This window comes from Glutamicibacter soli (assembly GCF_003309065.1).
In the GTDB taxonomy this organism is placed as follows: Bacteria; Actinomycetota; Actinomycetes; order Actinomycetales; family Micrococcaceae; genus Glutamicibacter; species Glutamicibacter soli.
Window position 1 is genome coordinate 123,280 of record NZ_POAF01000002.1, and the last position, 25,648, is coordinate 148,927.

General features: G+C 66.8%; 23 protein-coding genes. 14 read left to right on the forward strand and 9 right to left on the reverse strand.

All coding sequences use genetic code 11. The features are described 5' to 3' along the window. Positions 1–52: 52 nt before the first annotated feature. Together C1H84_RS04155 and C1H84_RS04160 are read left to right on the forward strand one after the other, a co-directional pair. Entirely contained in the window at positions 53–1,411 is a 1,359-nt protein-coding gene (locus tag C1H84_RS04155) for an MFS transporter (protein WP_047121108.1), read from the forward strand. A gap of 444 nt (positions 1,412–1,855) precedes the next feature. Further along, the gene (locus C1H84_RS04160; RefSeq protein WP_060617032.1) at positions 1,856–2,269 is read left to right on the forward strand and encodes a hypothetical protein; all 414 of its coding nucleotides are present in this window, start codon (positions 1,856–1,858) and stop codon (positions 2,267–2,269) included. A 172-nt stretch (positions 2,270–2,441) separates the two neighbouring features. Here C1H84_RS04160 and C1H84_RS04165 read toward each other — a convergent pair whose 3' ends face one another. Together C1H84_RS04165 and C1H84_RS04170 are read right to left on the reverse strand one after the other, a co-directional pair. Continuing rightward, entirely contained in the window at positions 2,442–3,377 is a 936-nt protein-coding gene (locus C1H84_RS04165) for an MBL fold metallo-hydrolase (RefSeq protein ID WP_113606641.1), read from the reverse strand. A 37-nt stretch (positions 3,378–3,414) separates the two neighbouring features. After that, complete coding sequence (locus C1H84_RS04170; protein WP_113606642.1) at positions 3,415–4,794, reverse strand: aldehyde dehydrogenase family protein; 1,380 nt, start codon at positions 4,792–4,794, stop codon at positions 3,415–3,417. 179 nt (positions 4,795–4,973) lie between these two features. Between C1H84_RS04170 and C1H84_RS04175 the strand changes: the two genes are divergently transcribed. Next, positions 4,974–5,774, forward strand: a complete 801-nt coding sequence (locus tag C1H84_RS04175; protein WP_113606643.1) for an SDR family oxidoreductase — start codon at positions 4,974–4,976, stop codon at positions 5,772–5,774. Positions 5,775–5,987: 213 nt separating this feature from the next. Here C1H84_RS04175 and C1H84_RS04180 read toward each other — a convergent pair whose 3' ends face one another. Together C1H84_RS04180 and C1H84_RS04185 are read right to left on the reverse strand one after the other, a co-directional pair. Next, entirely contained in the window at positions 5,988–6,659 is a 672-nt protein-coding gene (locus C1H84_RS04180; RefSeq protein ID WP_113606644.1) for a response regulator, read from the reverse strand. Positions 6,660–6,668: 9 nt separating this feature from the next. Continuing rightward, positions 6,669–8,276: a sensor histidine kinase gene (locus tag C1H84_RS04185; protein WP_113606645.1), complete on the reverse strand. Its 1,608-nt coding sequence runs from the start codon at positions 8,274–8,276 to the stop codon at positions 6,669–6,671. 231 nt (positions 8,277–8,507) lie between these two features. Here C1H84_RS04185 and C1H84_RS04190 point away from each other — a divergent pair, with 231 nt between their 5' ends. From C1H84_RS04190 to C1H84_RS04205, 4 genes are read left to right on the forward strand one after another with little or no spacing between them, the layout of a single operon-like run. Next, complete coding sequence (locus C1H84_RS04190; RefSeq protein WP_113606646.1) at positions 8,508–9,515, forward strand: Bug family tripartite tricarboxylate transporter substrate binding protein; 1,008 nt, start codon at positions 8,508–8,510, stop codon at positions 9,513–9,515. Next, entirely contained in the window at positions 9,512–10,015 is a 504-nt protein-coding gene (locus C1H84_RS04195) for a tripartite tricarboxylate transporter TctB family protein (protein WP_113606647.1), read from the forward strand. Before C1H84_RS04190 ends, C1H84_RS04195 begins: the two co-directional genes overlap by 4 nt. Next, complete coding sequence (locus C1H84_RS04200) at positions 10,016–11,671, forward strand: tripartite tricarboxylate transporter permease (RefSeq protein WP_113606648.1); 1,656 nt, start codon at positions 10,016–10,018, stop codon at positions 11,669–11,671. Beyond that, a complete protein-coding gene (locus tag C1H84_RS04205) occupies positions 11,668–12,069 on the forward strand; it encodes a universal stress protein (protein ID WP_053797659.1) in 402 nt (133 codons plus the stop codon). Before C1H84_RS04200 ends, C1H84_RS04205 begins: the two co-directional genes overlap by 4 nt. A 77-nt stretch (positions 12,070–12,146) precedes the next feature. On the opposite strand, the gene C1H84_RS04210 is transcribed toward C1H84_RS04205, so the two are convergent. Further along, complete coding sequence (locus C1H84_RS04210; protein ID WP_181728034.1) at positions 12,147–13,523, reverse strand: plasmid pRiA4b ORF-3 family protein; 1,377 nt, start codon at positions 13,521–13,523, stop codon at positions 12,147–12,149. Between the two features lie 341 nt (positions 13,524–13,864). On the opposite strand from C1H84_RS04210, the gene C1H84_RS04215 reads away from it, so the two are divergent. From C1H84_RS04215 to C1H84_RS04240, 6 genes are all read left to right on the forward strand, one after another. Further along, positions 13,865–14,890, forward strand: a complete 1,026-nt coding sequence (locus C1H84_RS04215; RefSeq protein WP_047121097.1) for a 3-oxoacyl-ACP synthase III — start codon at positions 13,865–13,867, stop codon at positions 14,888–14,890. After that, positions 14,887–17,472 carry an alpha/beta fold hydrolase gene (locus C1H84_RS04220; RefSeq protein ID WP_113606650.1) on the forward strand — a complete coding sequence of 862 codons (2,586 nt, stop codon included), beginning with the start codon at positions 14,887–14,889 and terminating at the stop codon, positions 17,470–17,472. The genes C1H84_RS04215 and C1H84_RS04220 overlap by 4 nt, the downstream gene beginning before the upstream one ends. Next, on the forward strand, positions 17,469–18,497 hold the full coding sequence (locus C1H84_RS04225; protein ID WP_113606651.1) for an NAD-dependent epimerase/dehydratase family protein: 1,029 nt from the start codon (positions 17,469–17,471) through the stop codon (positions 18,495–18,497). Before C1H84_RS04220 ends, C1H84_RS04225 begins: the two co-directional genes overlap by 4 nt. A 221-nt stretch (positions 18,498–18,718) precedes the next feature. Beyond that, entirely contained in the window at positions 18,719–19,138 is a 420-nt protein-coding gene (locus tag C1H84_RS04230; protein ID WP_113606652.1) for a DUF6069 family protein, read from the forward strand. Between the two features lie 208 nt (positions 19,139–19,346). Then, positions 19,347–20,300 carry an AraC-like ligand-binding domain-containing protein gene (locus tag C1H84_RS04235; protein WP_113606653.1) on the forward strand — a complete coding sequence of 318 codons (954 nt, stop codon included), beginning with the start codon at positions 19,347–19,349 and terminating at the stop codon, positions 20,298–20,300. Positions 20,301–20,407: 107 nt separating this feature from the next. Continuing rightward, positions 20,408–21,643, forward strand: a complete 1,236-nt coding sequence (locus C1H84_RS04240) for an acyl-CoA dehydrogenase family protein (protein ID WP_113606654.1) — start codon at positions 20,408–20,410, stop codon at positions 21,641–21,643. Between the two features lie 182 nt (positions 21,644–21,825). Here C1H84_RS04240 and C1H84_RS04245 read toward each other — a convergent pair whose 3' ends face one another. The 3 genes from C1H84_RS04245 to C1H84_RS04255 form a co-directional block, all read right to left on the reverse strand. Continuing rightward, positions 21,826–22,197, reverse strand: coding sequence for a hypothetical protein (locus C1H84_RS04245; RefSeq protein WP_220124875.1), 372 nt, complete (start codon positions 22,195–22,197; stop codon positions 21,826–21,828). Positions 22,198–22,313: 116 nt separating this feature from the next. Then, complete coding sequence (locus C1H84_RS04250; protein WP_113606656.1) at positions 22,314–22,547, reverse strand: biotin/lipoyl-containing protein; 234 nt, start codon at positions 22,545–22,547, stop codon at positions 22,314–22,316. A 127-nt stretch (positions 22,548–22,674) separates the two neighbouring features. Further along, positions 22,675–23,115, reverse strand: coding sequence for a DUF4282 domain-containing protein (locus C1H84_RS04255; RefSeq protein ID WP_113606657.1), 441 nt, complete (start codon positions 23,113–23,115; stop codon positions 22,675–22,677). 282 nt (positions 23,116–23,397) lie between these two features. On the opposite strand from C1H84_RS04255, the gene C1H84_RS04260 reads away from it, so the two are divergent. Continuing rightward, positions 23,398–24,417, forward strand: coding sequence for a S66 family peptidase (locus tag C1H84_RS04260; protein WP_113606658.1), 1,020 nt, complete (start codon positions 23,398–23,400; stop codon positions 24,415–24,417). A gap of 106 nt (positions 24,418–24,523) precedes the next feature. Here C1H84_RS04260 and C1H84_RS04265 read toward each other — a convergent pair whose 3' ends face one another. Next, positions 24,524–25,621, reverse strand: coding sequence for a pyridoxal-phosphate-dependent aminotransferase family protein (locus C1H84_RS04265; RefSeq protein WP_113606659.1), 1,098 nt, complete (start codon positions 25,619–25,621; stop codon positions 24,524–24,526). Positions 25,622–25,648: the final 27 nt, after the last annotated feature.

The window sequence follows — 25,648 nt, forward strand, 5'->3', positions numbered from 1 at the left end:
CCCAACATCCCTCCAACGGCAACGAAGCCGCCCTCACTCACTTGGGAAAACCATGACTCAGACAACTCCGGCACCCTCCGTGCCCCGCAAGTCCTCGAACTCCAATCCTGCGACGTGGAGCAGTCGAAAGCGGACCGCCTACGGGTGGCTCGTAACCGTCATGCTGCTGATTCTGATGATGATCAGCTGGGCCGACAAGGCCATCCTCGGCATTGTTGCGGTTCCGCTGATGAAGGACCTGGGAATCACCCCGGCCGAATTCGGCCTACTTGGCAGCGCGGTATTCGCGCTTTTCGGCGTCGCCCAATTCGTCGCCGCCCCCATTGCCAACCGCATCCAGGCCAAGTGGATCCTGCTGGTCCTGTGCATCGTCTGGTCGATTGCCCAGGTCCCGGTGTTCCTCTTCGCCTCGCTGCCCGCACTGTGGTTCAGCCGGCTGTTGCTGGGCGCCGGCGAGGGGCCGCTGGCCCCGATCACGATGCACGCCGTGTACAAGTGGTTCCCGATGCGCCGCTCGGCCACCCCGGCCGCGTTGGCCTCGGCCGGCGTCACCCTCGGTGTGGTCGCCTTTGCCCCGGTGATCGCCTACGTCACCGCAGAATTCGGCTGGAAGAGCGCGTTCATCTTCGTGGCCCTGGTGGGTGTCGTATGGAGCGTGCTGTGGCTGTTCATCGGCAAGGAAGGACCCTACACCTCCGTCCAGGCTGAGATGGAGATCGAAGGCACCAGCCCGCTGGAAGGTGCCAAGTCCGTGGTCGCGGACACCAAGGTCCCGTACCTGAAGTCGTTCCTGACCCCCAGCTGGCTGATCGCCGTGCTGTGCTCCTTCCTGGGCTACTGGACCTTCACCGTGGCGATGACCTGGTTGCCGGCCTACTTCGAAACCGTGATGGGCACCAGCACCCAGAAGGGCGGATCGCTGATCGCCCTGCCAGCCATCTGGGGCGCCATTTCCACCGTGGGGCTGTCCTGGCTCACCCAGGTGCTGGGCAACCGGGGCCTGAGCACCCGCGTCTCCCGCGGGCTGGTTCTGGGCGGATCGGCCGTCTTCTCCGGCGTCATGGTGCTGCTGGGCACCGCGGCCGACTCCCAAGGCGCGGCACTGGCCTTCTTCACCTTCGGCTTCGGCACCGCTCCGGCACTGTTCGCCATCACCTACCTGGTCGCGGCGGAAACCACCAGCATTGCCCAGCGTGGTGCGGTCCTGCAGATCACCAACGCATTCCTGACCGCGGGCGGCCTGTTCGCCCCGGCCGTGGTCGGCGCCATGGTCAGCGCCGCCGCCACCCCGGCCATCGGCTACGAGCAGGCGTTCGTGCTCACCGGAGTCATGATCGCGGTCATCGGCGTCGTCGCCTGCCTGGGGATCAACCAGCAGCGCGACCGCAAGAAGCTGGGCCTGGAGGTCTAATCCCCCCCTCTCTTGGCCTTGAGGTCCACCGCACACTGAGCGGCCCGCCCCATTGGTGGCGGGCCGCTCAGTGTTTTGATCCGAGAGACCGGACGTGGGTGGCGGCAGCTGGGTTCGGCGTTGCGGGCACACCCTCATCGTTGTGCCATGAGACGTCCTCATGGCCACTTGCCATGGCAAGGTCCAGTGCTGCGGAAGGCGGGGGCATCAGGCGTCGCGTAGGCCGTCATGGATTCCGGGCAAGAGCTCGGCGCACCGGTCAGGCATCTGGCGAGAGCCCGGGAGCGCGGCCATCAGTAAAGATGCGGCCTATGACGTGGGCCCGCGAAAACGGACCCACGAAGACCCCGCCATGCCCAACCCACGGCACGACCCGTCGATCCGGGCCATGCTCCACCGGCCAAGGTGGGCTAGGCTGTGCGATTAACATGGCGAAAGGGTCCGATGAAAAAGACGATGCTCTTCGCCGGTGTCGCGGTATTGCTTATGCCCGCGTTCCTTTTGGCCGGATGCGCCAGCACCACCAGTCGGTGTTTGCCCGGTGCACTAGAGATTTCACCCGGCAGTGCAGTGCCCGGTTCGGCGGTGACGATTTCCTCTGAGCCCACGGCATGTGACCTTCAGATCGCCAATGGAACAATCTACGGGTACACGCTGGTCGCCGAAGCTCACGGTGACGACCCGGTTGACCTGGGATCAACGCCCGTCAACTCGGACGGTTCCTTTTCCAGCGCTGTCCTGATACCGGAAGATTTCCCATCCGGAAACGCCACCCTGCTTGTCACCGGCAGCGCCTTTGATGATTGCGTTCTTGGTGACTCCTGCGCCGCATATTCAGCGGCGTTGAGGATCAGGTAGCCTGTTTTCTTTTCGTTACAACAGTTCAAGACGCCATCGGCAGATGAAACCAACCCTGAACCATGCTTGATGATTCGATGACGTATTGGCCCGGACGAGTCCGGTTGCGGTTCGCTTAAATAGAGCCGGGGCCCTCAGATGTATCCTTGGGCCCCGGTGGGAAACGCTGCCGCTAGATGCGCGCGGCGGCTGGCGCGCCGGTCACGCTGAAGCGCTGTCCGCTGGTGGCCACGTTGACCTGACCGCTAAAGGTGCTCGCTGCGCGGGTGCGCCATTCCTCCACGCTGGCCACGCCGGCCAGATGCGATAGCACCAGCTGGCCCGCCCCGCAGGCTTCGGCGATCCGGCCGGCACCCTCCGGCGACGTGTGTGATTCGCGCTGGTGGTTGATGAATGTCGGGCTGAATCCCATGGAGGTGAAGAAGTCCAGGTTGACGGCCTCATGCACGAGGATGTCGGTCCCGCGGGCCAGTTCGACCAGCGCGGGGCACTCGGCGGTATCCCCGGAAAACGTCACCGAACCGTGCGCGGTGTCGAAGCGGAACGCAAAGGCCGGGTAGACCGGCGGGTGCAGCACCAGCACGGCGGTGACCTTCACCCGTTCGTCCTCGAACACGACGAACGGACGGTGCCCGGCACCCTGCTCGACCGAAGGGATCTCGATCTCGTGCACGTCCAGCAGCGAGGTCATTTCCGGGCGGGCCTCATCGGTCACGCGGATGTCCAGGTCGTAGGAGAATGCCTGCAGGGTATGGGAAACCAGGTCCTTGGTTCCCGAGAGCTTGTCCCCGCGCACATGCTGCGGGTCGCGTCCGGGGCCGTAGACCCCCACCGGCGAGGTGAACCCGTCCACGGGCTCGCCCCAGTTCCACAGCAGGTAGGCGGGAAGCTCGCCCACGTGGTCCGAATGCAGGTGCGTGATGAACCCGGCGACGAAGTCCTGGCCGCGCAGCCCGGCCTGGTGGGCAGCGCGAACGCAGCCCAGGCCGAAGTCCACCATGTAGTATTTTCCGTCGACCACCAGCGCGCTGGCCATGCCGTTTTCCTTGCCGCGAATAGCGGGGCCGGCGGCCGTGCCCAGGGTGATGAGTTCCGTTACTGACGTCATGCTCAATTGCTTTCCTTGAAAATCTGCGAGGTGCCGGTCAGCCGTGGGTCCGGGCGTTGATGGTGCGTGGTTCCAGGTACTCGTGCAGTCCCCAGGCCCCGCGCTCTCGTCCGGTGCCCGAGGTCTTCCAACCGCCAAAGGGTGCGTCCAACTCGACCACGGTGTGCTGGTTGATCCACACGGTGCCGGCTTCGATCTCGAAGGCGGCCTGTCGTGCCCGCTCCAGATCCGGCGACCAGATGGAGGCGCCCAGGCCGAAGGGGCCGTCGTTGACATGGTCGATGACCTCGCCCAGGTCGTCGTAGCCGATGATCGGCAGGGCGCTGCCGAATTGTTCCTCGTCGACCAGTCCCATGCCCGGGACGGCGTCGGTGATGATCGTCGGCTCCATGAAGTAGCCGGGCAGGTCGCAGCCGACCCCGCCTCCGTGGGCCACCCGCGCACCGGAGGACACCGCCGAGGACACCAGTTCGCGCACGGTCTCGCGCTGCTTCTGGTTGTGCATCGGGCCCATGGTGGTTCCCTCCGCGATGCCGTGGCCCAGCGACAGCTTGGCGCTTTCGGCCACGATCGCCTCGGTGAAGCGGGCCTGCAGGTGGCGCGGCACATAGGCGCGCTTCACCGCCATGCACACCTGGCCGGCGTTGCGGAAGGCGCTGCCCACGATGCCACGCGCGGTAGCTTCCAGGTCGGCGTCTTCCAGCACAATGGCCGGGTCGTTGCCGCCCAGTTCGAGGGTGACGCGCTTGACCGATGCCGTGGCGCTCGCGGCGACCGCGGTACCGACATCGGTGGAACCGGTGAAGGAAATCTTGCGCACCTGCGGCAGGCTGGCCAAAGCCACGTTGACGGTGCGGCGGCTGCTGGTACGCACCTGCAGCACACCGGCGGGCAGGACCTCGTTGACCAGGTCCACCAGGGCCATGGTGGACAGCGGGGTGGTGGCCGATGGCTTGGCGATGACGGTGCAGCCGGCGACCAGCGCCGGGGCCAACTTGACGCACAGCAGCGAGATCGGGAAATTCCACGGGGTGATGGTTCCGACCAGGCCCACCGGGCGGTACTGCACCTGGAGGCTGCGGCCATCGCGCTGCGGCAAGTCCTCGGACTCGTTCCAGGCGAGGTCCGCATAGTAATCGAAGAGGTCAGCGGCGAGGCGGAACTCGCCAATGGCCTCCATAAGCACCTTGCCCTGCTCGCGGGAAAGCAGGCGGCCAAGCTGCGGGGCCCTGGCGCGGATGCGCTCGGCGACCAGGCGCAGCATGCCACGGCGCACCTCGCGGTCCGCCGCCCAGGCCCGTGCAGCGCCGCGGGCTGTGGCGATGGCGGCTTGCACATCGTTCTCGGTGTGCTCGGGAGCCTGCCCGATCACCTCCAAGGTGGCCGGATCAAGCACATCGTAAACTGGCACAGGCATGTGCATCCTCCCTGATGAAAAACTTTGCTTGTAGTTAGCTTGTCGCTTTACGTTCGGGCGAGCGTCCCAAGCTTCCATTGGATGGAAAACGTGTCGGCGACCACTGGCCGCATGCCCGACGATGAAAGCACTACGAAGGCACGGCTTGGCCGGCGCCGACACCAGCCTAAGGAGCACACATGTCACTGACCGGCCTGCCCGTCGTCGTCACCGGAATCTCCTCCGGGATCGGCGCCGCCACTGCGGCGCTGCTGATCTCCCAGGGATACCAGCTGATCGGCGTCGACCGCACCGAACCTTCCGATTTCCCGGGCGCGTTCATCCACGCCGACCTGTCGTCCCCGCAGGGCATTGCGGACGTTGTGTCCCGGGTGCAGGAGCTGGCCCCAGCCGGGCTGCGCGGGCTGGCGAACATCGCCGGCGTCCCGGGCACCGCCCCGCTGGCGACCGTGCTGTACGTCAACGTCTTCGCGGTGCGCGAGCTGGCACGCCAGCTGGCCCCGCTGCTGGTCGAGGGTGCTTCCGTGGTCAACCTTGCCTCCTCCGTGGCCACCGGCTGGCGCATCATGGCCGCGGAATGCCGCGGCTTCGCGCTGGCCCAGGACCAGCAGGATGCAATTCAGCAGGCCGCCGATTCGCCGCAGATCGCGGACAACAGCTACTTGTTTTCCAAGCAGTGCGTCCGCCTGCTCACCGAACAGCTGGCGGCCGAGTTCGTGGCGCAGCGCATCCGTGTCAATTCCGTGAGCCCCGGCCCGGTCCAGACCCCGATCCTGGAGGACTTCAAGAAGGACCATGGACAGGACAAGGTGAACTCCGCCGCGCAGTTGCTGGGCCGGTTCGCAGTGCCGGAGGATATCGCCGAGGTCATCGGCTACCTGCTTTCCGAGCAGCCCGGATGGGTCAATGGCTCGGACATTCGCGTGGACGGCGGCCTGGTGGCCCACCGTTCAAGCACCGTGGCCATCGCGACCACATAGCCGCGCCCATTCCCGAGGAAAAGCACTGGGAACAGCCGAGTGTCGCAGTTCGGCCCCAAGCATTGATGACCGTTATGGGACCGCGCATACTCGGTTACCTCGGCCGGTTTTGCGGTGAGTGCATTCTTCTTGTCGTTCGGTGTCCGCCAGCGAGGCTGTTGTCGAGTTATCGAACGACTCAGATCCAACCGCTGCAACAAGTGGGACCGCTGCTCAGGAGCCCACGGCATACCGGCGCTCGGGCCGCCCGACCCCGCCGTACTTCAGGCTGACCTGGGCGATCCCCTCTTCGGCAAGATATTCGAGGTACCGGCGAGCGCTCACCCGCGAGGTGCCGAGCTTTTCCGCGGTTTCGCTGGCTGAAATCGGGCCCGCGGATTCGCGCAGGATCCGCTCGACAAGTCCCATGGTTTCAACGCTGCAGCCCTTGGGCAGCGGCTTCCTGCTCTGCCCGCCCAGCCCGAAGAGCCGGTTGACGTCCTCTTGGTCCAGCGGCTGGTCGGGCGCGCGCAGCGAACGGTAGGTCTTCCGGTAGTGCTCCAGGCGGTCGTGCAGGTCCTCGCGGGAGAACGGCTTCATCAGGTAGTGGACTATTCCACCGCGCAGAGCCCGACGCACGGTCTCCATTTCGCGGGCGGCGCTGATCACGATCACGTCCAGTTCCGGTTTGGCATCGCGCAGGTGCTGGAGCAGGTCCAAGCCGTTCATGTCCGGCAGGTGGATGTCCAGCAGCACGAGGTCGGGCTGCAGCGTATTCACCGCGCGCAGCGCTTCGACAGCGGTGTAGGCGACACCCACCACCTCATAGCCGGGTTCGCTGTTCACGAATCCTGAATGGACCTTGGCGACCATGAAATCGTCATCGATCACCAGTACCTTGATCACGCGGTTTTCCTACTTTCTGAGTGTAGCGGTGAAACGGGCGCCGTCGTCGTTGACTGCCTGCACGTCGCCGGAGCGCCTGCGGCAGACCAGCCGGGTCAGCGCCAGCCCGAACCCCCGGCCGCCGGCGCTGGAACTGTCCTTGGTGGAGTAGCCCTGGGTGAAGATCTCGGCGAGTTCGGCCTCGTTGATTCCCACCCCATTGTCCCTGACGACGACGGTGACCTGCCCGCCGGTCCCTGCCACCGAAATCCGGATGGCCGGGTCCGAGGTTTCGCCGACCGCATCCATAGCGTTGTCCAGCAGGTTCCCGATGACCGTGGTGAGGTCGCGGGCCAGCTCGTCGTCGCAGCGTTCAAGCCGCGATTCCTCGCCCAGCTGAACCTTGATCCCCTTTTCGGTGGCCACGCTGGTTTTGGCGATCAGCAACGCGGCGATGGTCGGGTCGGCTATGCGGGCGGCGATGTCCTCGAAGATGCGGCTGCGGCTGAAGCTGACCCCGTCGATGAAGTTCACCACCTCCGCGTACTCCCGCAGCTGCACCAGTCCGGAAATCGTGTGCAGCTGGTTGGCGAATTCGTGGGTCTGGGCGCGCAGCATGTCGGTGGTGGCCTTGGTGTCGCCGAGCTCCTGCTCCAGCAGCGTCAGGTCCGTCCGGTCGCGCAGGGTGGTGACCGATCCCAGGTCCCGTCCGGAAGAGGAGACCAGCATGCGGTTGAAGACGATGACCTTCTCCCCCACCAGCATCTGCCGGTCCGGGATCGGCTGCTCGATCATCAGCGCCTGGCTCACGGCCTTGGGCACGTCCAGCTCCTCCAGCGTACGGCCCACGCACTGCGCGGGCAGTTCGAGCAGGTGGCGTGCCTCGTCGTTGACCAGGGTGATCCGACGGTCAGAGCCGATGGACACCACTCCCTCGCGCACCCCGTGCAGCAGCGCCTCGCGGTACTCCACCAGCCCGGCGATCTCCGCCGGCTCCATGCCCAGGGTCTGCTTCTTGACCCGGCGCGAGAGCAGCACCGACCCGACGCCGCCCAGCAGCACCGAGACCAGCAGCACCACGGCGGTGGTCGGGGCGACCTCGCTGAAGATCTCCTCGGTGCTCGGATAGTTCTGCCCGACGCTCACGAATCCCACCATTTCGCTGCCCAGGTCGTAGACCGGGACCTGGGCGACAAGCACTCGGTTTCCGCCGCGTTTCACGTCCCCGGTCCAGGCCCTCCCGGCGAGCACGGTGCTCTCCGGCGGCATGGCTTTCGTGCCGATGTCCTCCGGCCGGCTGGAGGTGAGGATGACCCCGTCGCTGCCGGAGATGCTGACGAAACGCAGCCCGGAGACGCTGCGCACGGTTTCGGCCATGGCCGGCAGCGCGGCGCCCTGCCGCGGCTCGGCGTCCGGGAGCAGCGTGCGCAGCAACGGGTTGGCCGCCAGCGATTCGGCCGCGGACAGGCTGCGCCGGCCTTCGGATTCCTCGAAGCTGTCGATGGCCTGCCCGACGGTCAGGGCAATCACCCCGACCAGCACCACGCAAATCAGCAGCAGCTGCAGGATCAGGTACTGGCCGGCTAGGGTGAACTTGAATCTGGGCCCGGCGGAAGCAGGGGCACCGGCTGCTGGCATCAGCACTCCTTCGGCCTTCGCATCCCGCCCCGCACCGACGGTGCGGCAACATTGGGATGGGGTAGATTTTTGCGACTTCACTACCCCATCATGTTCGAGACCTGAATCACAGGCTCCCGTCCGGTTACACAATGAACATTATCTACTTTGTGTACGCAAGAGTGAGCCGTGTCACCGCCGCGCATAGCGTGGAGGAATTCCACTCACCCACCGATTCGATGAGGAATCACCATGCGAACATTCAAGACCCTGCGCCTGGCCGCCGTCGCCGCCGGCCTAGCCCTGGCCGCCACCGGCTGCGGAGTGACCAGCTCCGGCACCGACTCCAGCGAAGCACCGGCCGCGTCCGGCCCGGTCGAGGGCCTGCGGATCCTGGTGCCGAACACCCCCGGCGGCGGCTATGACACCACCGCCCGCGTGGCCGCCAAGGTCATGGAGGAAACCGACATCGCAGCCAACCCCGAGGTCTTCAACCTCGCCGGGGCCGGCGGCACCGTGGGCCTGGCCCGCATCGTCAACGAGTCCGGCAACGGCGACCTGGCCATGCTCATGGGACTTGGCGTGGTCGGCGCCAGCTACACCAACGACACCGACGCCAAGCTGACCGACACCACCCCGATCGCCAAGCTCATCGAGGAGCCCGGCGCGATCATGGTCTCCAAGGACTCCGAGTTCAAGACCATCGACGATCTGGTCGAGGCCTGGAAGAAGGATCCGGGCAGCATCAGCGTCGGCGGCGGCTCCTCACCGGGCGGCCCGGACCACCTGCTGCCGATGCAGCTGGCCCAGACCGTGGGCATCGATCCGACCAAGGTGAACTTCGTGTCCTACGACGGCGGCGGCGACCTGCTGCCGGCCATCCTGGGCAACAAGGTCGATGTGGCCGCCTCGGGAGCCGGCGAGTACATGCAGCAGATCGAGAAGGGCGAGATCCGCGTGCTGGCCACCAGTGGCGATAAGCGCCTGGAGAACGTGGACGCTCCGACCTTCATCGAGTCCGGCATCGACCTGAACTTCACCAACTGGCGCGGCGTGGTCGCCCCGCCGGAGATCTCCGAGGCTGACAGGGAAAAGTGGATCAACGTGCTGACCACCATGCACGAGTCCGACGCCTGGAAGCAGGCGCTGGAAACCAACGGCTGGACCGACGCATTCATCACCGGCGATGAGTTCTCCTCCTTCCTCACCGAGCAGGACCAGCGTGTGGCCGACGTGCTGAAGGCCCTGGGGCTGGCGTGAGCCAGGTAGCCACGCCGGCGAAGAAACGCGTCGAACTGCTGTTCGCCGCGTTTCTTTTCCTGATCGGCGTCCTGGTGCTCGTTGACGCGTCGCAGATCCATGTGACGTACTCCCAGGCCGACCCGGTGGGACCCAAGACGGTCCCCTACCTGGTCGCCGGGCTGCTGATGGCCTCGGCCATCGCCCTGGGCGTGACGGTGCTGCGCGGCAATCTGGCCGAAGGCGACGAAGGCGAGGACGTCGATCTGGGCCAGCCGACGGACTGGAAGACGCTGCTGCCGCTGGTCGGCGTGTTCGTGCTGAACATCGTGCTGATCAACTGGGCCGGCTGGGTCATCTCCGGCACACTGCTGTTCTTCGGATCGGTGCTCGCCCTGGGCGGCCGCCGCTACGTGCTGACCTTCCTCATTTCGCTGCTGCTGGCCGTGGGCTCCTTCTACGGCTTCTATCTGGGCCTGGGCATCAAGCTGCCGGCCGGAATCCTTCAGGGGGTGCTGTAGATGGATACCCTGAATCTGCTGATGGAGGGCTTCGCTTCCGCGCTGACCCCGATCAACCTGCTGTTCGCCTTCCTTGGGGTGCTGCTGGGCACCGCCGTGGGCGTGCTGCCGGGCATCGGCCCGGCCATGGCCATCGCGCTGCTGCTGCCGGCCACCTACGGCATGCAGACCGATGCGGCGCTGATCATGTTCGCCGGCATCTATTACGGCGGCATGTACGGCGGGTCGACCACCTCGATCCTGCTGAACACCCCGGGCGAATCCGCCACGGTGATCACCGCGATCGAAGGCCACAAGATGGCCAAGGCCGGGCGCGCCGCGCAGGCGCTGGCCACCGCCGCCATCGGCTCGTTCATCGCCGGCACCATCGGCACCGCGCTGCTGGTGGCCTTCGCCCCGATCGTGGCTGACTTCGCGGTCAGCATGGGCGCCCCGAGCTACATGGCCATCATGCTGCTGGCGCTGATCACCGTCACCGCGGTGCTCGGCTCCTCCAAGATCCGCGGGTTCGCCTCGCTGGGTCTGGGCCTGGCCATCGGCCTGGTCGGCATGGACCCGGTCTCCGGCCAGAACCGCCTGGTCTTCGGTTTCGCGCCGCTGGCCGACGGGCTGGACATCGTGGTGGTGGCCGTGGCGATCTTCGCCATCGGCGAAGCGCTGTGGATCGCCGCTCACCTGCGCCGCACCCCGGTGAAGACCATCCCGGTGGGCACCCCGTGGATGGGCAGGCAGGACTGGAAACGCTCCTGGAAGCCGTGGCTGCGCGGCACCGCGTACGGCTTCCCGTTCGGCGCGCTGCCGGCCGGCGGCGCCGAGGTACCCACCTTCCTGTCCTATGTCACCGAGAAGAAGCTGAGCAAGCACCCGGAGGAATTCGGGCACGGCGCCATCGAGGGAGTCGCCGGCCCGGAGGCGGCGAACAACGCCTCGGCCGCCGGCACGCTGACCCCGATGCTCACCCTGGGCCTGCCGACCAACGCCACCGCCGCGGTCATGCTGGCATTCCTGGTGCAGAAGGGCATCCAGCCCGGCCCGTTCCTGTTCGACAACGAGCCGGACCTGCTATGGACCATGATCGCCAGCCTGTTCATCGGCAACGCCCTGCTGCTGCTGATCAACCTGCCGCTGGCGCCGATGTGGGCCAAGCTGCTGAAGATCCCGCGCCCGTACCTCTACTCCGGGATCCTGTTCTTCGCCACGCTCGGCGCCTTCGCCGTCAACTTGCAGGCCACCGACCTGGTGCTGCTGCTGGTCATCGGCGCGCTGGGCTTCGCGATGAGGCGCTTCGGGCTGCCGGTGCTGCCGCTGATCCTCGGTGTGATCATCGGCCCGCGCGCCGAGAAGCAGCTGCGCCAGACCCTGCAGCTGTCCAGCGGCGAGGTCTCCGGGCTGTTCGGCGAACCGCTGGCCGTGGCGATCTACGTGATCATCGCGCTGGTGCTGCTCTTCCCGCTGATCCTCAAGCTGGTGCGCCGCCTGCGTGGCGGTTCAGCCCCGGCCCTGGTGGCCCCCGCCACCGGGCCGCTGGACGGGCCCGGCACGCTGGATGCCGCCGCGGAATCTGATACCGCGCAGGAGCAGGACCCCGACCGCGCCGCGCACACCGTGCCGCAGCCGGCCCCGCAGGACGAGCATCGACGGAAGGATCAGCCATGAGCATCGTGGTGGGATACATCCCTTCCCCGGCCGGGGAGGCGGCGCTGGACCGGGCGGTCCTCGAAGCCCGGCGCGCCGGCTGCACCCTGGTTGTGGTGAACTCCTCCAGGGGAGACGCCCCGGTCGACGACCGGCTGATCGACGCCCGGCAGTTCAACGAGCTGGAAGCCAGGCTGGCTGGGGAGGACATCGACTTCTGGATCGAGCGTTTCCCGCAGGGCGGCGACGCGGCGGCCGAGGTGCTGCGCGTGGCCGAGGCCCGCCGCGCGGAGCTGATCGTCATCGGGCTGCGCAAGCGCAGCGCAGTGGGCAAGTTCCTCATGGGCAGCACCGCCCAGCGGATCATCCTGCAGGCCACGTGCCCGGTCTTGTCCCTCAAAGCACCCGACCATTTGTAAACGCAGTTCGGCGAAGGTCGCGGATTCCCCCTTGCGGGATCCACGGCCTTCGCCATGTCCGGTGTGCAGCGGGCAGGCTACCCTTGCAACAGGTAGCGCGAGAGTTCTGCCAGCCGTTCCGGGATCCGCTCCGCCATGTCCTCGGCGCGCAGCCGGTAGTCCAACAAGTGCTCGAGCAGATACCAGGACTGCAGGGAGGGCAGGCGGGACTGCTCGTTGACCGGGCAGCGCTGGTTCGGATCCCAGTAGCCGAAAATCTCCAGCAGCTCAGACTTGTCCATGAACAGCCCCGGCTGCGGCGTGTAGCGCTGCATCCGGTCCGGAATGAATCCCCCGGCGCGGATAAACCACCCGGCGAACGTCGAGTCGCTGTCGATGTCCCGGTCCTTCGGACCCTCCGCCTTGGGCTGGGCCAGCTTCCGGGCCACGTATTCGGCCAGGGCTACCGGGTCCTCCATGAGTTGGCGTCCGCGCCGGGTCGCGGTGAGCACGCCCTTGGCCTTGCGCAGCAGTCCCATCTGCTGGGCCGATTCGCGCAGCCGGATCACCGTGATCATGTTGTTCTCGCGCTTCGTGCTCCCGCTTTCGTAGTCGATGCCATCCAGCCCGGAGCGTTCCACCAGCTCTCCCACGATCTTCGGAGGCAGCCACCCGGCGGCCGAGAGCTTGACCGGGGCGTCGCACAGGGCGGTGAGCACCGCGAAGGACCGCATCAGATCGACAAACCACGGCGGGATCGTGATGCCGCCCGGTTGCAAGCCCAGGCCGATCTGGGCGGCAGGCACGGAGATCGCCCGGCGCAGCTCCGGTTCCATCGTGTCGAACCAGCGGCCCAGTCCGTTGTCGCCGGTGAATTGCGCGGCAAGCATGGCCAGGCGAGCGTCGGCCACGTCCGCGCGGAATTCCGCGGGTTTCAACGGATTCCAGCGTCCGCCGCGCCAGTGCATCCAGGCCACGATGTCCTGCGCTTCGAGGTCCTCCGGCGCCGGGTTGCCCTGGAGGATCGAGAGTTTCTCCTGCCAGCCGTGGATCCCGCCGCTGTCCTCCAGCGGGGCGCGCAGCTGCCCGGCCACCACACGGTAGGGCGCCTCACCCGGTGCCTTGGCCCGCTGCGCTTCAACGGTGATCTTGTGCATCCAGCAGTCTCCGAAGTCGTATTCGAAGTAGAGTTCGCCGCCGGCTGCGGCCAGGGCCTGGCCCAGCGTGGTGGTCTCCTGGGGCTCGCCGACCCCGATCTCCGGCCGGCTCTGCTCTTCGTACCAGGTGATGGCCTGTCCGGCATCCTCGCGGGCATAGGGGACGGCGCTGTGAAACGCTTGGAGGTGCGCATGTTCCCAGCCCATGACGCATTGCAGGGCCAGCCCGGCTTCATCGAGCATGATGCCGTCGTCAATTTCCATGGTGCGCCAGATGGGCGGCGCGGAGCCTTCCAGCACGATTCGCAGTGTGAGCATCCGACGCAGTGGTATCACGTGTGGCATGGCTATGACTCTACCGATGCCGGGCGCCCGACGCTTCCCGCGTCCCACCTCATCGACGCCTGATCTGGCTGGCCGCCGCCGTCGGGCGCGCGGTCGCATTGATGGCCGATATTCACGGCCGATTATCAGCGTCCATACAGCAATGCATGGGTTTTTTCGAGCTATCGGCTGAAATGCCTGCGGAAATAGGGGGAACCGCGCTTGAGGGAATACCGTTAGAGGAGGAAACCCGCTCGTTGGCTCCCGACGGGCCCACCGAGCACCCGGCGCCGTGGCCCCGTTTGGCACGCCTGTCCCCTGTAAAGGCTTTAATCTTGAACGGCAATGCAACCTTCAGACACAACAACGTAGCGCTGCTCTCGGTGAACAGCGTGCTCGCCGACGAGGTGCTCAGCTCCGCCGAGTTCGACGAGCGGCTGGCCCCGAGTCTGAAACGGCTGCGCCTGTCCAAGAAGCTGCTCGAACGCGTCTCCGGGGTCGCCGAACGCCGCTGGTGGTCGGCGGGAACCACCTTCGACGACGCCGCGATCTCGGCCGGCAAGCAGGCGCTGGACGCCGCAGGCATCGAACCCGGGCAGATCGGCCTGCTGATCAACACCTCGGTAACCCGACGCAACCTTGAGCCATCGGTGGCCTCCAAGGTGCACCACGGCCTGGGCCTGCCCTCCTCCGCCATGAACTTCGACATCGCCAACGCCTGCCTGGGCTTCGTCAACGGCATGACCTTGGCCGCGAACATGATCGACTCCGGGCAGATCAGCTACGCGCTGATCGTCGCCGGCGAGGACGCCCAGCCCACCCAGGAAGTCACCTTCCAGCGGCTGAACGACCCGAACTCCACCCGCGAGGACTACCTGCGCCAGTTCGCCACCCTGACCTTGGGCTCCGGCGCGGCAGCCGCGGTCATCGGCCCGGCCGATCTGCACCCGGGCAAGCCGCGGATCCTGGGCGGGGTCTCCCGCGCCGGCACCGCGCACCACGAGCTGTGCGTGGGCGGGCCGGCTGGCATGTACACCGACAGCAAGGGACTGCTGGACAACGGCCTGGAACTGGTGGTCGACGCCTGGGACGAGGCGCACGCCGCCGGCTGGAACTGGAAGTCCATGGACCGCTACGTCACGCACCAGGTCTCCAAGTCGTACACCAACGCCATCATCAAGGCCGTGGGCCTGGTCAAGGACAAGGTCCCGGTGACCTTCCCCAAGTGGGGCAACGTGGGCCCTGCCTCGCTGCCGATGACCCTGTGGCAGGAGGCGAAGTCGCTCAAGCCCGGGGACCGGGTGCTGTGCATGGGGGTGGGCTCGGGACTGAACACCGCGATGATGGAGCTGGCCTGGTGACCGGCCCATTCCCCGGCGTCGCCCAGCAGCACTCCCGCCACCTGACAGTTCCGTCCACCTCCCTGGTCGACGTCCCGGGCACCAGCCACCGCTGGCACCTGCTGGACAACCAGGCTGAACTCGAATCCCGCGGCGTCACCCCGGTCGGCACCCTGCTGTGCGTGCACGGCAACCCCACCTGGTCCTACCTGTGGCGCTCCTTGTTCGCCCACGTCTCACGGCACGCCCTGCCCTGGCGCATCGTCGCGGTGGACCAGCTGGACATGGGCTTCTCCGAGCGCACCGGAGTCTTCCGCCGCCTGGCCGACCGGGTCAACGACCTGGGCGACCTGACCGCTGCGCTGCAGCTGTCCGGCCCGGTCACCACCGTGGGCCATGACTGGGGCGGGATCATCTCCCTGGGCTGGGCCGTGGCCCACCGCGGGCAGCTGGCGAATGTGGTGCTGACCAATACCGCGGTGCACCCGGCCGGCTTCGAGCTGCCCGCCGCGCTGCAGCTGGCCTCCCACCCGGCGGTGCACGGCTGGGGCACCACCAGCACCGATGCGTTCCTGCGGGTCACCCACTCGCTGGCCACCCCCGCGCTGGCCCCCGAGGTCAGGAAGGCCTACATGTCCCCCTACACCAGCGCCGCGCAGCGCACCGGGGTGGGCAACTTCGTCGCAGACATCCCCTTCGCACCCGGCCATCCCAGCCGCCCGGCCCTGGATTCCATCTCCGAGGCCATCCGCGAACTCACCGTGCCGGCCCTGATGCTGTGGGGACCGAAGGACCCGGTCTTCTCCGACCGCTACCTGCGCGACTTGATGGACCGCCTGCCGCAGGCCAAGGTGCACCGCTTCGAGGGCGCCGGGCACCTGGTGGCCGAGGACCGCGACATCGCCACCCCGATCTTCGACTGGCTCCAGTCCGCCGGCGCCGGCGAGACCGTGCGCGCGGGCAGCCTGCAGGACTACCGTCCGATGCTCGCGCAGCTCGACGAGCGCACCGCGGATCACAGCCCCGCGGTGGTGGACATCAGCCCGCCTCGCACGCTGTCCTGGGCGCAGCTCGGCCAGCGCGTGAACGCCCTGGCCAAGGGCCTGGAGCGGATCGGCGTGCGCCCTGGCTCCCGGGTCAACCTGCTGGTCCCGCCGGGCATCGAGCTGACCACGCTGATCTACGCCTGCCTGCGCCTGGGCGCAGTGATCGTGGTGGCCGACGCGGGCCTGGGCACCAAGGGACTGGGCCGGGCCATCAAGGGCGCCGGGCCGCAGTTCCTGATCGGCATCCAGCGCGCGCTCATCGGCGCCAAGACGCTGAACTGGCCGGGCACGCGCATTTCCGCCACGCAGCTGCCGCCGGCCCTGGCCAAGGTCCTTGGCGTCGGGCACTCGGTGCCGCAATTGCTGGAAGCCGGTGCCGCGGGCGCCCCGCAGGCCGGGGACTTCACCCCGGCGGACCCTGACGCGGATGCAGCGGTGCTGTTCACCTCCGGCTCCACCGGCCCGGCCAAGGGCGTGGTGTACACCCACCGCCAGCTGGCCGCCATGCGCGATACGCTGTCCGCCACCTACCAGCTGAAGCCCGGTTCCGCGCTGGTGGCGGGCTTCGCCCCGTTCGCGCTGCTGGGCCCCGCCCTGGGCGCCACCTCGGTGACCCCGGACATGGATGTCACCTCCCCGAAGACGCTCACCGCCGCGGCGCTGGCCGACGCGGCCGCCGCGGTGGGCGCCACCGTGGTCTTCGCTTCCCCGGCGGCTCTGGCCAACGTGCTGGCTACTCGGGACGAGCTGACCACCGCGCAGCGCCGGGCCCTGGAGCAGGTGTCCCTGCTGCTGTCGGCCGGGGCGCCGATCCCGGAGCCGCTGCTGGCCGAGGTCCAGCAGCTGGCCCCGCAGGCCTCGGTGCACACCCCCTACGGCATGACCGAGGCCCTGCCGGTCACCGACATCGACCTGGCCGGCATCCGCGCGGCAGGTTCCGGCAATGGCGTCTGCGTGGGCACCCCGGTCGCCGGGGCCAGCGTGGCCATCGCGGTGCTGGACTCCGCGGGCGAGCCCGCCGCCGAGCCGTCCACCGAGCCCGGGCTGACCGGCGAGATCCTGGTCCGCGCCCCGCATGTGAAGGACCGCTACGACCGGTTGTGGATCACCGAGCAGCACAGCACGTCCATCCCCGGGTGGCACCGCACCGGCGACGTGGGGCATCTGGATACCGAAGGACGGCTCTGGGTCGAGGGCCGCCTGGCCCATGTGCTGCGCACCGCCGGCGGACCGCTCACCCCGGTGGCGGCCGAGAACCTGGCGCAGGGCGTGCCCGGCGCCGGGCGCGCCGCCCTGGTTCCGGTCGGGCCGGCCGGCACGCAGAGCGCGGTCATCGTGATGGAAACCGTGCCTGCCGCCCGCAAGCCGGCCCCGGCATCCCCCGAGCTGGCTCGGCGAATCCGCCGGGCCGTCGCACCCGCCGGCGTCGAGGTCTCGGCCGTGCTGGTGGTTCCCGAGCTGCCCACGGACATCCGCCACAATTCGAAGATCGACCGGGCTCACCTGGCCGGCTGGGCCGCCGCCACGCTGGCCGGAGGAAGGATCCGCAAGCCATGACACCACGCAACCAGCCGATGACCGCACGCCGGGTGCTGGTCACCGGCGCCAGCGGCATGCTCGGCGCAGCCGTCGCGCAGCTGCTGCGCAAACAGGGCCACCACGTGCGCACCTTCCAGCGCCGCGCCTCGCACGGCGCCACCGACGAGGTGCTGGGATCGCTGACCGACCCGCAGCAGATCGCCCGGGCGGTCGAGGGCATGGACGCCGTCATCCACCTGGCCGCCAAGGTGTCGTTCACCGGGCACTGGGACGACTTCGTCGCCACGAACATCGAGGGGACCAGGCGCCTGCTGGATGCTGCGCAGGCGGCCGGGGTGGAGGACTTCGTGTTCGTCTCCTCCCCTTCCGTCGCGCACTTCGGCCAGCCGCTGGCCGGCGCCGCGGCAGGGACAGCCGACCCGGCCAAGGCCCGAGGCAACTATGCCCGGTCCAAGGCGGCGGCGGAGCTCGAAGCCCTGTCCCGCAACAACGACCGGTTCCGAGTCGCAGCGATCCGCCCGCACGTGGTGTGGGGCCCGGGCGACACCCAGCTGGTGGAGCGCGTCATCGAGCGCGCCGCCGGCGGCCGGCTGCCGCTGCTGGATGGCGGCGCGGCGCTGATCGACACCACCTACATCGACAACGCGGCCGACGCCATCGTCCGGGGGCTGGAGCGCATGCAGCAGGCGCAGGGGCTCGCGCTGGTTGTCACCAACGGCGAACCGCGCCCCGTCGGCGAGCTGATCGCCGGCATCTGCCGAGCCGGCGGGGCGCCGGCTCCGAAGCTCAGCGTGCCGGGCTGGCTGGCGCGCGGCGCCGGGGCGGTCATCGAACGCGCCTGGCTGGCCGCCGGTGCACGCAACCTGGTCCAGGACGAGCCGCCCATGACCCGGTTCCTGGCAGAGCAGCTGTCCACCGCGCACTGGTTCGACCAGCGCGAAACCCGCCGGGTGCTGGATTGGCGGCCCGGGGTCACGATCGACCAGGGGCTGGCACAGCTTGCGGCGCACTACGGAGGAAAAGCCCCGTTGCAGGCCCGCTGATTCCCCTTGCCCGGGGCAGGGCCAATTTTTTTGAAACTACTTAGTTTCGAAAAAGGGAATATTGCCCACGGGTATTGCGTTTAGGGGCTTTCACTAGGCTTTTTCTTTTTCGGCTGCCCCGAAGGTGGTGTCGCTCTCACTTCCCCTGATTACCGGGTTTTCCCTCCGGGCGACACGTATGGTGGGGTGGAGAATCCCACCTACCAGGAGAAGCGAAAAACATGAGTGCCGTCATCACCCGGGCCGAAGCACGACCTAAGTACAGAGTCAGCATGGTCGAGCTGCTGATTCTTGCTGTGGGCGCGACAACCGTGAACTCCGCGCTGTACTTCACCGGAATGTCCGCCGGGGCCTCTTTCAATGTCACCGGGGCGCCGATCGACGAAATCAGCTACGCCTTGGTGGGCGCGGCGAGCTTCGTGCCGATCCTACTGATGGGCACCATCGCCCTGTACCTGGGCTGGCTCAAGCCGTCCATTCTCCCGGCCGCCCGCTGGATCGGCGTCATCGTCGCATTAGGCTCCATCGCCAGCTCCTACATCGCGACCGACAGCTTTGCCGCCGGCACCTGGCTGGGCCTGATGCACGTCGTCAGCGCCATCGCCTGGTTCCTCGCAATAGGACGCACGTCCGCACACTAGGCCCCGAGCTTTCCACGCCGCGTCGCCCCCTCGGGGTGGCGCGGCTTGCGCGTTAATCCGTCCAGCACGCCGGCATTGCGCCCACGACGACGACCGCCATCCATCGGGCGGCGTAGTGTGGTTCACTGTATTCAACAAGGGCGGCGATCACCTACCGCAGTTCCTTGGCTTGCACAACCGTTAGCGGAGCTTCTGGACGTCGGGAGGCATGATGGGACTGTGGGACGGGACGGACGTCCCTACGCGGGAACAATTCGACTACTGGCAGGATGTCATTTGCCGCGAGTTCGTGCCCTTGTCGGCCGTCAAGACCGACGAGATCACGGGCTTCGCTTCGAAGGTCGAAACTTCCGCGCTCGGTTCGCTCAACCGCGCCAGCATCATGTCCAAGGCGCAGATCACCCGGCGCAGTTCCCGGGAAATCGCGGTTTCTGATCATGCGTATTTCTTCGTGAACCTGCAGCTTGCCGGGCAATGCTTGGCCCGTGTCGGGGGAACCTGCTCCGTGGTTGCTCCGGGGGATTTCATGGTTGTCGACACCACCGAACCCTATGAATTCGAGTTCAAGGGCGATTGGAGGATGCTCTCCTTCCGCGTGCAGCATGCCAGCCTCGCCCATCGGCTGGCGGCTTTCCGCACCCGGTTGGGCACTTCGATCGGCTCAACCGGCGCCGGTGCGGCGGTGACCAGCCTGATGACCAGCTTGAGCTCCCTGCCTGACGACCTCCCGCCCGCTTCGGCAGAAGCCTTGGTCCAGGCGTTCGAGTCTGCGGTCATCGGAACCCTGGCGGCGGCTCCCGGCCCGGCCGGCGACTCCATCGGCACAACACCCCTGCGGGCCGCCGTCATGGAATTCGTGAGGCGGAACTACGGGGATCCTGGCTTGGGTGTTGACCTCGTCAGCCGCGCATTCTCGATTTCCCCGCGCACCCTGCACACTCTTTTCGAGGGCACCGGCATCTCCTTCGCGAAGATGGTCAGGCAGCTTCGGCTCCAGCACGCGTTCGACGTGCTCTCGGATCCCTCCTGCTCGCTGTCCGTGACCGAGCTTGCCCGGATCTGCGGATTCTACGACCCCAGTTCCTTCTCCAGGGCGTTTCGTCGGCACTTCGATGTGAGCCCCCTCGAGCTGCGCCGCGCCCGCGCTGCGCAAACTGCATAGGACCGCCGCACGGACTGCATAGCTATTGCACGGAAAAAGCAGTGATATGGATCTCAAGACCAGTTCGCTCGGGCCACCAGCGCCTAGGAAATTTGAGAGAGATCATCATGACCGTTTCATTTTCGCTCACCGCAGACCAGGAACAGCTGAAGCGGCAGGCCCGCAGCTTCGCCCGCGAGCAGCTGCGGCCGCTCATGACCGCCGTCGGCCAAAGTGCGGACCCGCTGCAGCGTGCGCTGCTGCTGCGCCCGGTGATGGAACAGGCAGTGCAGGCCGGCTTCCTGAAGTCGCTGATCCCGGTCCCCTTCGGCGGCCTGGCCAACAGCGGCGTGGACGCGGCGATCTTCATTGAGGAACTGGCTTCCGAAAGCCCGGACTTCGTGATCTCGATGGCCGGACCGTTGATCGCGCTGGCGCCGGTTTACGAAGTGGGAACCGCCGAACAGATTGCCCGCTTCGTCACGCCGTTCCTAGCCGATCACGGGGCACCCGTAGCGGCCATGGCCTACAGTGAACCCGGCGGCAGCGCAAACTTCGATGCCGAGTCGCCGGCCGAGGGCGTGCGGACACGAGCGGTCCTGGACGGCGATGAATGGGTGATCAACGGATCCAAGGCCTGGGCCTCGCATCTGGGCGGCTGGGATGGCGAGGGGCCTGACCTGATGACCATCGTCTGCCGGACGGACAGGGGCGTATCGCTCATCGTTGCCGAACGCGAACAGCTTCGCGGGCATATCGACGTGGACGAGTACTACGATCTTCCCGGCCTGCGTGGCTGCCTCACCACGCGGGTCACGTTGCGGGATGTGAGGGTTCCCAAGGACTACCTGCTGGGGGACGAAGGAGACGGAGTCCGGCTGACGCGCAATGCGTTCCAGGCCAGCGGAGCCTCCATCGGGACCTTTTCGGTGGCGGCCATGCGCCAGGCCTTCGACATCGCCCTGCGTTTCGCCCAAAGCGAGAAGCGCGGCGGCCTTGTCCCCGTCATCGAGCACCAGGCGGTCGCCGATATCCTCGCCGACGCCAAGGGAAAAATCGAAGCGGTGCGCCTGCTGTCGTGGTCGGCGCTGGATGCGGTGTTCGCCGGGCGGCCCGGCGCCCCCGAACTGTCGCTGCACGCGAAGATCTTCGGCTCCGAAACCGGGGTCGAGGTGATCAACGCGCTTATCAAGGCCGTCGGCGTCACCGCCTACGACCACGATTTCCCCATGCTCCGCCACCTGATGGATGTCCTGGCCTACCCGATCATCGAAGGCGGCAACGTCGGCGTACGCCGCCGCCAGCTCCAGGCGATGATGAGCGACCATGCCTTCGAACCGCTGGCCGCATCGGGCCTGGCTTAGCCGATCCGAGGACTGCCGCTTCCGCATTTCCCTGCTGCCGGTCCTTCGCCGGAATTGGCTACCCGTAGATATGGATGCTTCCACCGTACCCGGTGGGAAGCCTGCGCCCGGAAACTCACCCGGCCAGGACCTCGTAGGTCTGGGCCAGTGTCAGCGACTGCGGCCCGTAGCGCTCCACGTCGTCATCCGGATGGCTGGTCATCTGGTCCGCATCCGGACCATATGCGATGCGCATGTTGTAGGCCCCCGTCGTCGACCACTGCCAGCTCCAGCATGAAATTGCCGTCGTCCAGGCGTGCGCCCTGCGCATATTTGTTGATCGGTTCCTCCCCCTGGAAAGTGAAGGTTTGTCCCGGCTCCGTCAGCGACTGCAGCACCTCGGCAATCTGCGGGATCGATTCGAGCTCTTCCCACACGGGCGTTTCGCTGGTTGTCCAGAACATCTCTTCATCCGGTTCAGGATCCTCCGGCAGGAGGTTCAGTTCCTCCGCGGAATACCACTCGCGCCGGTGGTGCAGAACCAGCCGGCCCACAGCGTGTGAAGTATCAATCATGGGCCCCAGCCTAGGAGGCGGCACCGACGATTCGGCGCCGGGCGCGCACCGGCGGCCGCGGAACCGTTGGCGGCCGGTCCGGAGGCCGCCGATGAATCGGGCATCGGCGCTGGGCGTCAGCCGATGGTCGCGATCACCGTTTGCTGTTTGACGATGGCTCCTTCCTCCACCAGGTGGGTCAGGGTCCTGGCTTCGGGTGCGGTGATCTCCATGTCCACCTTGTCCACGGCGAGCTCCGCAATCAGTTCGTCCTGGCCACTGCGGTGCCGCCCGGGGGCGAACCAGGTGGCCACGGTCCCTCCGGCTTCGAGGTTCTTCTCGGACAGGACAGGAAACAGGATCTCGCTCATCGTGCCACCGCCTTCCATCGGGCGAGCAGGACCCGCGGGAGAGTGCAATGACCTCTGGTGCAGGCACTTGCGTACGCCACCGCCCCGGGCCGTCAGCTGGCCCAGGGTGGTTGTTGAGCCCTGCCGTCTACTGCTTGTACGGGTTCGGTGGCGCCGAGGAACCGCCCTCCGTAGTCTGCCCCGCCGGAGGCCGGGGTGCGGAAGGCCCTGGATTCGGCATTCGCGGAGCGGCCGGTCCCGATGGCGGGGCCGGATTAATCTGGAACGAACCCTGCTCGCTTGGTGGAGTGCCGCCTGCCAGGCGAACCAGCTCGGCGGTGTTTTCCGCGGTGCGGATCTGTGCGATCAGGGATTCAAGCCCTGCACGCGCCAGCACCAGATAGATGAGCACGAACAGCGGACCGACCAAGATCAGCACCGTGAATCCAAGGGCGCCATTGGCCCTGAAACTGGCGATCACGAACACGAGGTAGCCGATGACGAGCAACACCATAATCAAGATGTAGACGATCTTGATGATCGACGGGGTAATGAATTTCCTGAAGTCGAAATCGAAAAGGGCTTTCACTGTTTTGCCTGCTTTCCCATGCCACTGCGGATGATGATGCCGAGACTACCCAACAAATCGTCGCTTGATAAGAGCGTTCAATCGGATTTTCCATCAATTGCACCAAGCCCCGGGAACTGGCAGAGCTCGTTCAGCTCCAGCGCGTTGTCCCGGGCTCCCCCGGCGGACCTGAGGCTGGCAGCCGGTCGAGGTCCTTTCCCCGTCCCATGACGCCCCGCCGGAAACTGCCTTCCCGGTCTTCGCCGCACCCCGTCCGGCCGGCTGCAGGCCTAGGATGGGAAAATGACAGCCTCGACCCCGCCTCCGCAGATCGCCCGCAGGCTTGTCCCCGGAGCCACGCTGCGGGTGATCGCCCCATCCTGCTCGCGTGCCTACGTCATGGAACACGACAATACGCAATGGGTCAACGAGCGCTTCAACGCCGCGGGACTCCAGCTGCAGTACGGGGAGCACGTGGATGAGCTGGACGACTTCGACAGCTCCCCCATTGCCTCCCGGCTGGCGGACCTGCACGCCGCGTTCGCGGATCCGGGAGTCGACGGGATCATCAGCGTCATCGGCGGATTCAACGCCAACGAGCTGCTGCCCTACCTGGATTGGGAGCTGATCGCCGCCAACCCCAAGGTCTGCTGCGGATACTCGGACTTCACCGTCCTTGCCAACGCCATTTATGCGAAGACCGGGCTGATCACCTATGTCGGCGCCCATTGGTCATCCTTCGGGATGCGGGACCATTTCGAACCCACCGGATGGTGGTTTCGGCAGGCCACCCACGAACTCTCGTGGTCCATTGAGCATGCCGGCCAGTTCACCGACGACCTGTGGTTCATGGACCAGGACCGCCGCACCGTGCATGGCACCGACGGCCCATGGGTACTGAATCCCGGGCAGGCGGCCGGCCGGGTCATCGGCGGAAACCTCGGAACGCTGCGACTGCTGCAGGGCGGCGAGCTGATGCCTCAGTTGGCTGGCGCGTTCTTGTTCCTCGAAGACGACTGCGCCGCGGACGTCGATGAATTCGCGCGAAGCCTCGCCTCGCTGCTGCAAATGCCGGAGGCGTCCAGGATCCGGGGCCTGGCCCTCGGCAGGTTCCAGCTCGAATCCAAGATCACCCGCTCGTTGCTGGAACAGGTGATCGCGAAACATCCGATGCTGTCTACCGTGCCGGTTGTCGCCAATCTGGATTTCGGGCATACCAGCCCGATGTTCACATTGCCCATCGGAGGCTGGGCGGCACTGGATGCCACCGGCGGCAGGGTTCGGCTGGACTTCGCCCACGAGCCCGAGGGCCTTGCTGGCTAAATTCCAGCCGAAAAGACGCAACGGGCCGGCACCCGCCGAATTCCTTCGGCGAGCACCAGCCCGTCAGCATTTTATGCGTGATTGCCGCGGCAAGGCGGCGTTGCAACTACGCCTTGTCGATCGCTTCCTTCAGTGCTGCCAGCAGCAGCGCCACCGACGAAGGGTTTGCGTTGGGGCCCATCAGCCCGATGCGCCACACGGTATTGGCGTACTGTCCCACGCCGCCTCCGATCTCGATGTTGAACCGCTCCAGCAGGTAGCCCCGGACCTTGGCGGAATCCACGGACTGGGGAACCTTGACGGTGGTCAGCTGCGGCAGTCGATGGCCCTCCGCGGCAAACAGCTCCAGCCCCATCTCCTGAAGGCCGTTCTGCAGCGCCGTGCCGGCTGCCTGGTGGCGTGTGGTCACCGTGTCGAGGCCTTCGCTGAGGATGCGCTCGAGGCCTGCCTCTAGCGAAGCGACCATGGCCACCGGAGCGGTGTGGTGGTAAGTGCGGCCGCCGCCGGTTGAACCGGTGGTGTATCCGCCCAGCAGGCCCAGGTCCAGGTACCAGGACTGGGGCTTCTGCACCCGACGCTCGAAGGCGCGGTCCGAAATGGTGAATGGCGCTAGGCCCGGGGCCACGCCGATGCACTTCTGGGTGCCGGCATAACCCACGTCGATGCCCCATTCGTCGGCAAGCACGGGCATGCCGCCGATGGAAGTCACCGCGTCGGTGATCAGCAAGGCATCGCCCTTGATGGCTCCCAATGCGGCGATGTCAGACAGCACGCCGGTGCTCGTCTCGGCATGCACACCGGCAATCACCGTCGGGTTCGGGTGCGCCTCGGCAACACGCTGCGCATCGATCGGAGTCCCGTATTCGTGGTCTACCCTGACGACCTCGGCGCCCACACGCGAAGCCACCTCGCACATGCGCTCGCCGAACAGGCCGTTGACTGCGATTACTGCCACATCGCCCGGGTTGATGGTGTTCACGAAGGCGGCTTCCATGCCGGCGGAGCCGGTGGCGCTCAGCGGCAGGGTGCGAGCGTTGGACGTTCCCCACAGGGTTCGCAGCGAATCGCAGACCCGGTCCATGCGGGCAATGAATGCCGGGTCCAGATGCCCAAGCAACGGCAAGCCCAGGGCTGCGGTGGCCTCCGGGTAGGGGTTGCTGGGACCAGGTCCGAAAAGTTGGCGTTGAAGAACTGGCTGGGTCATGACGGCTCGCTTTCTTGACACGGTGAA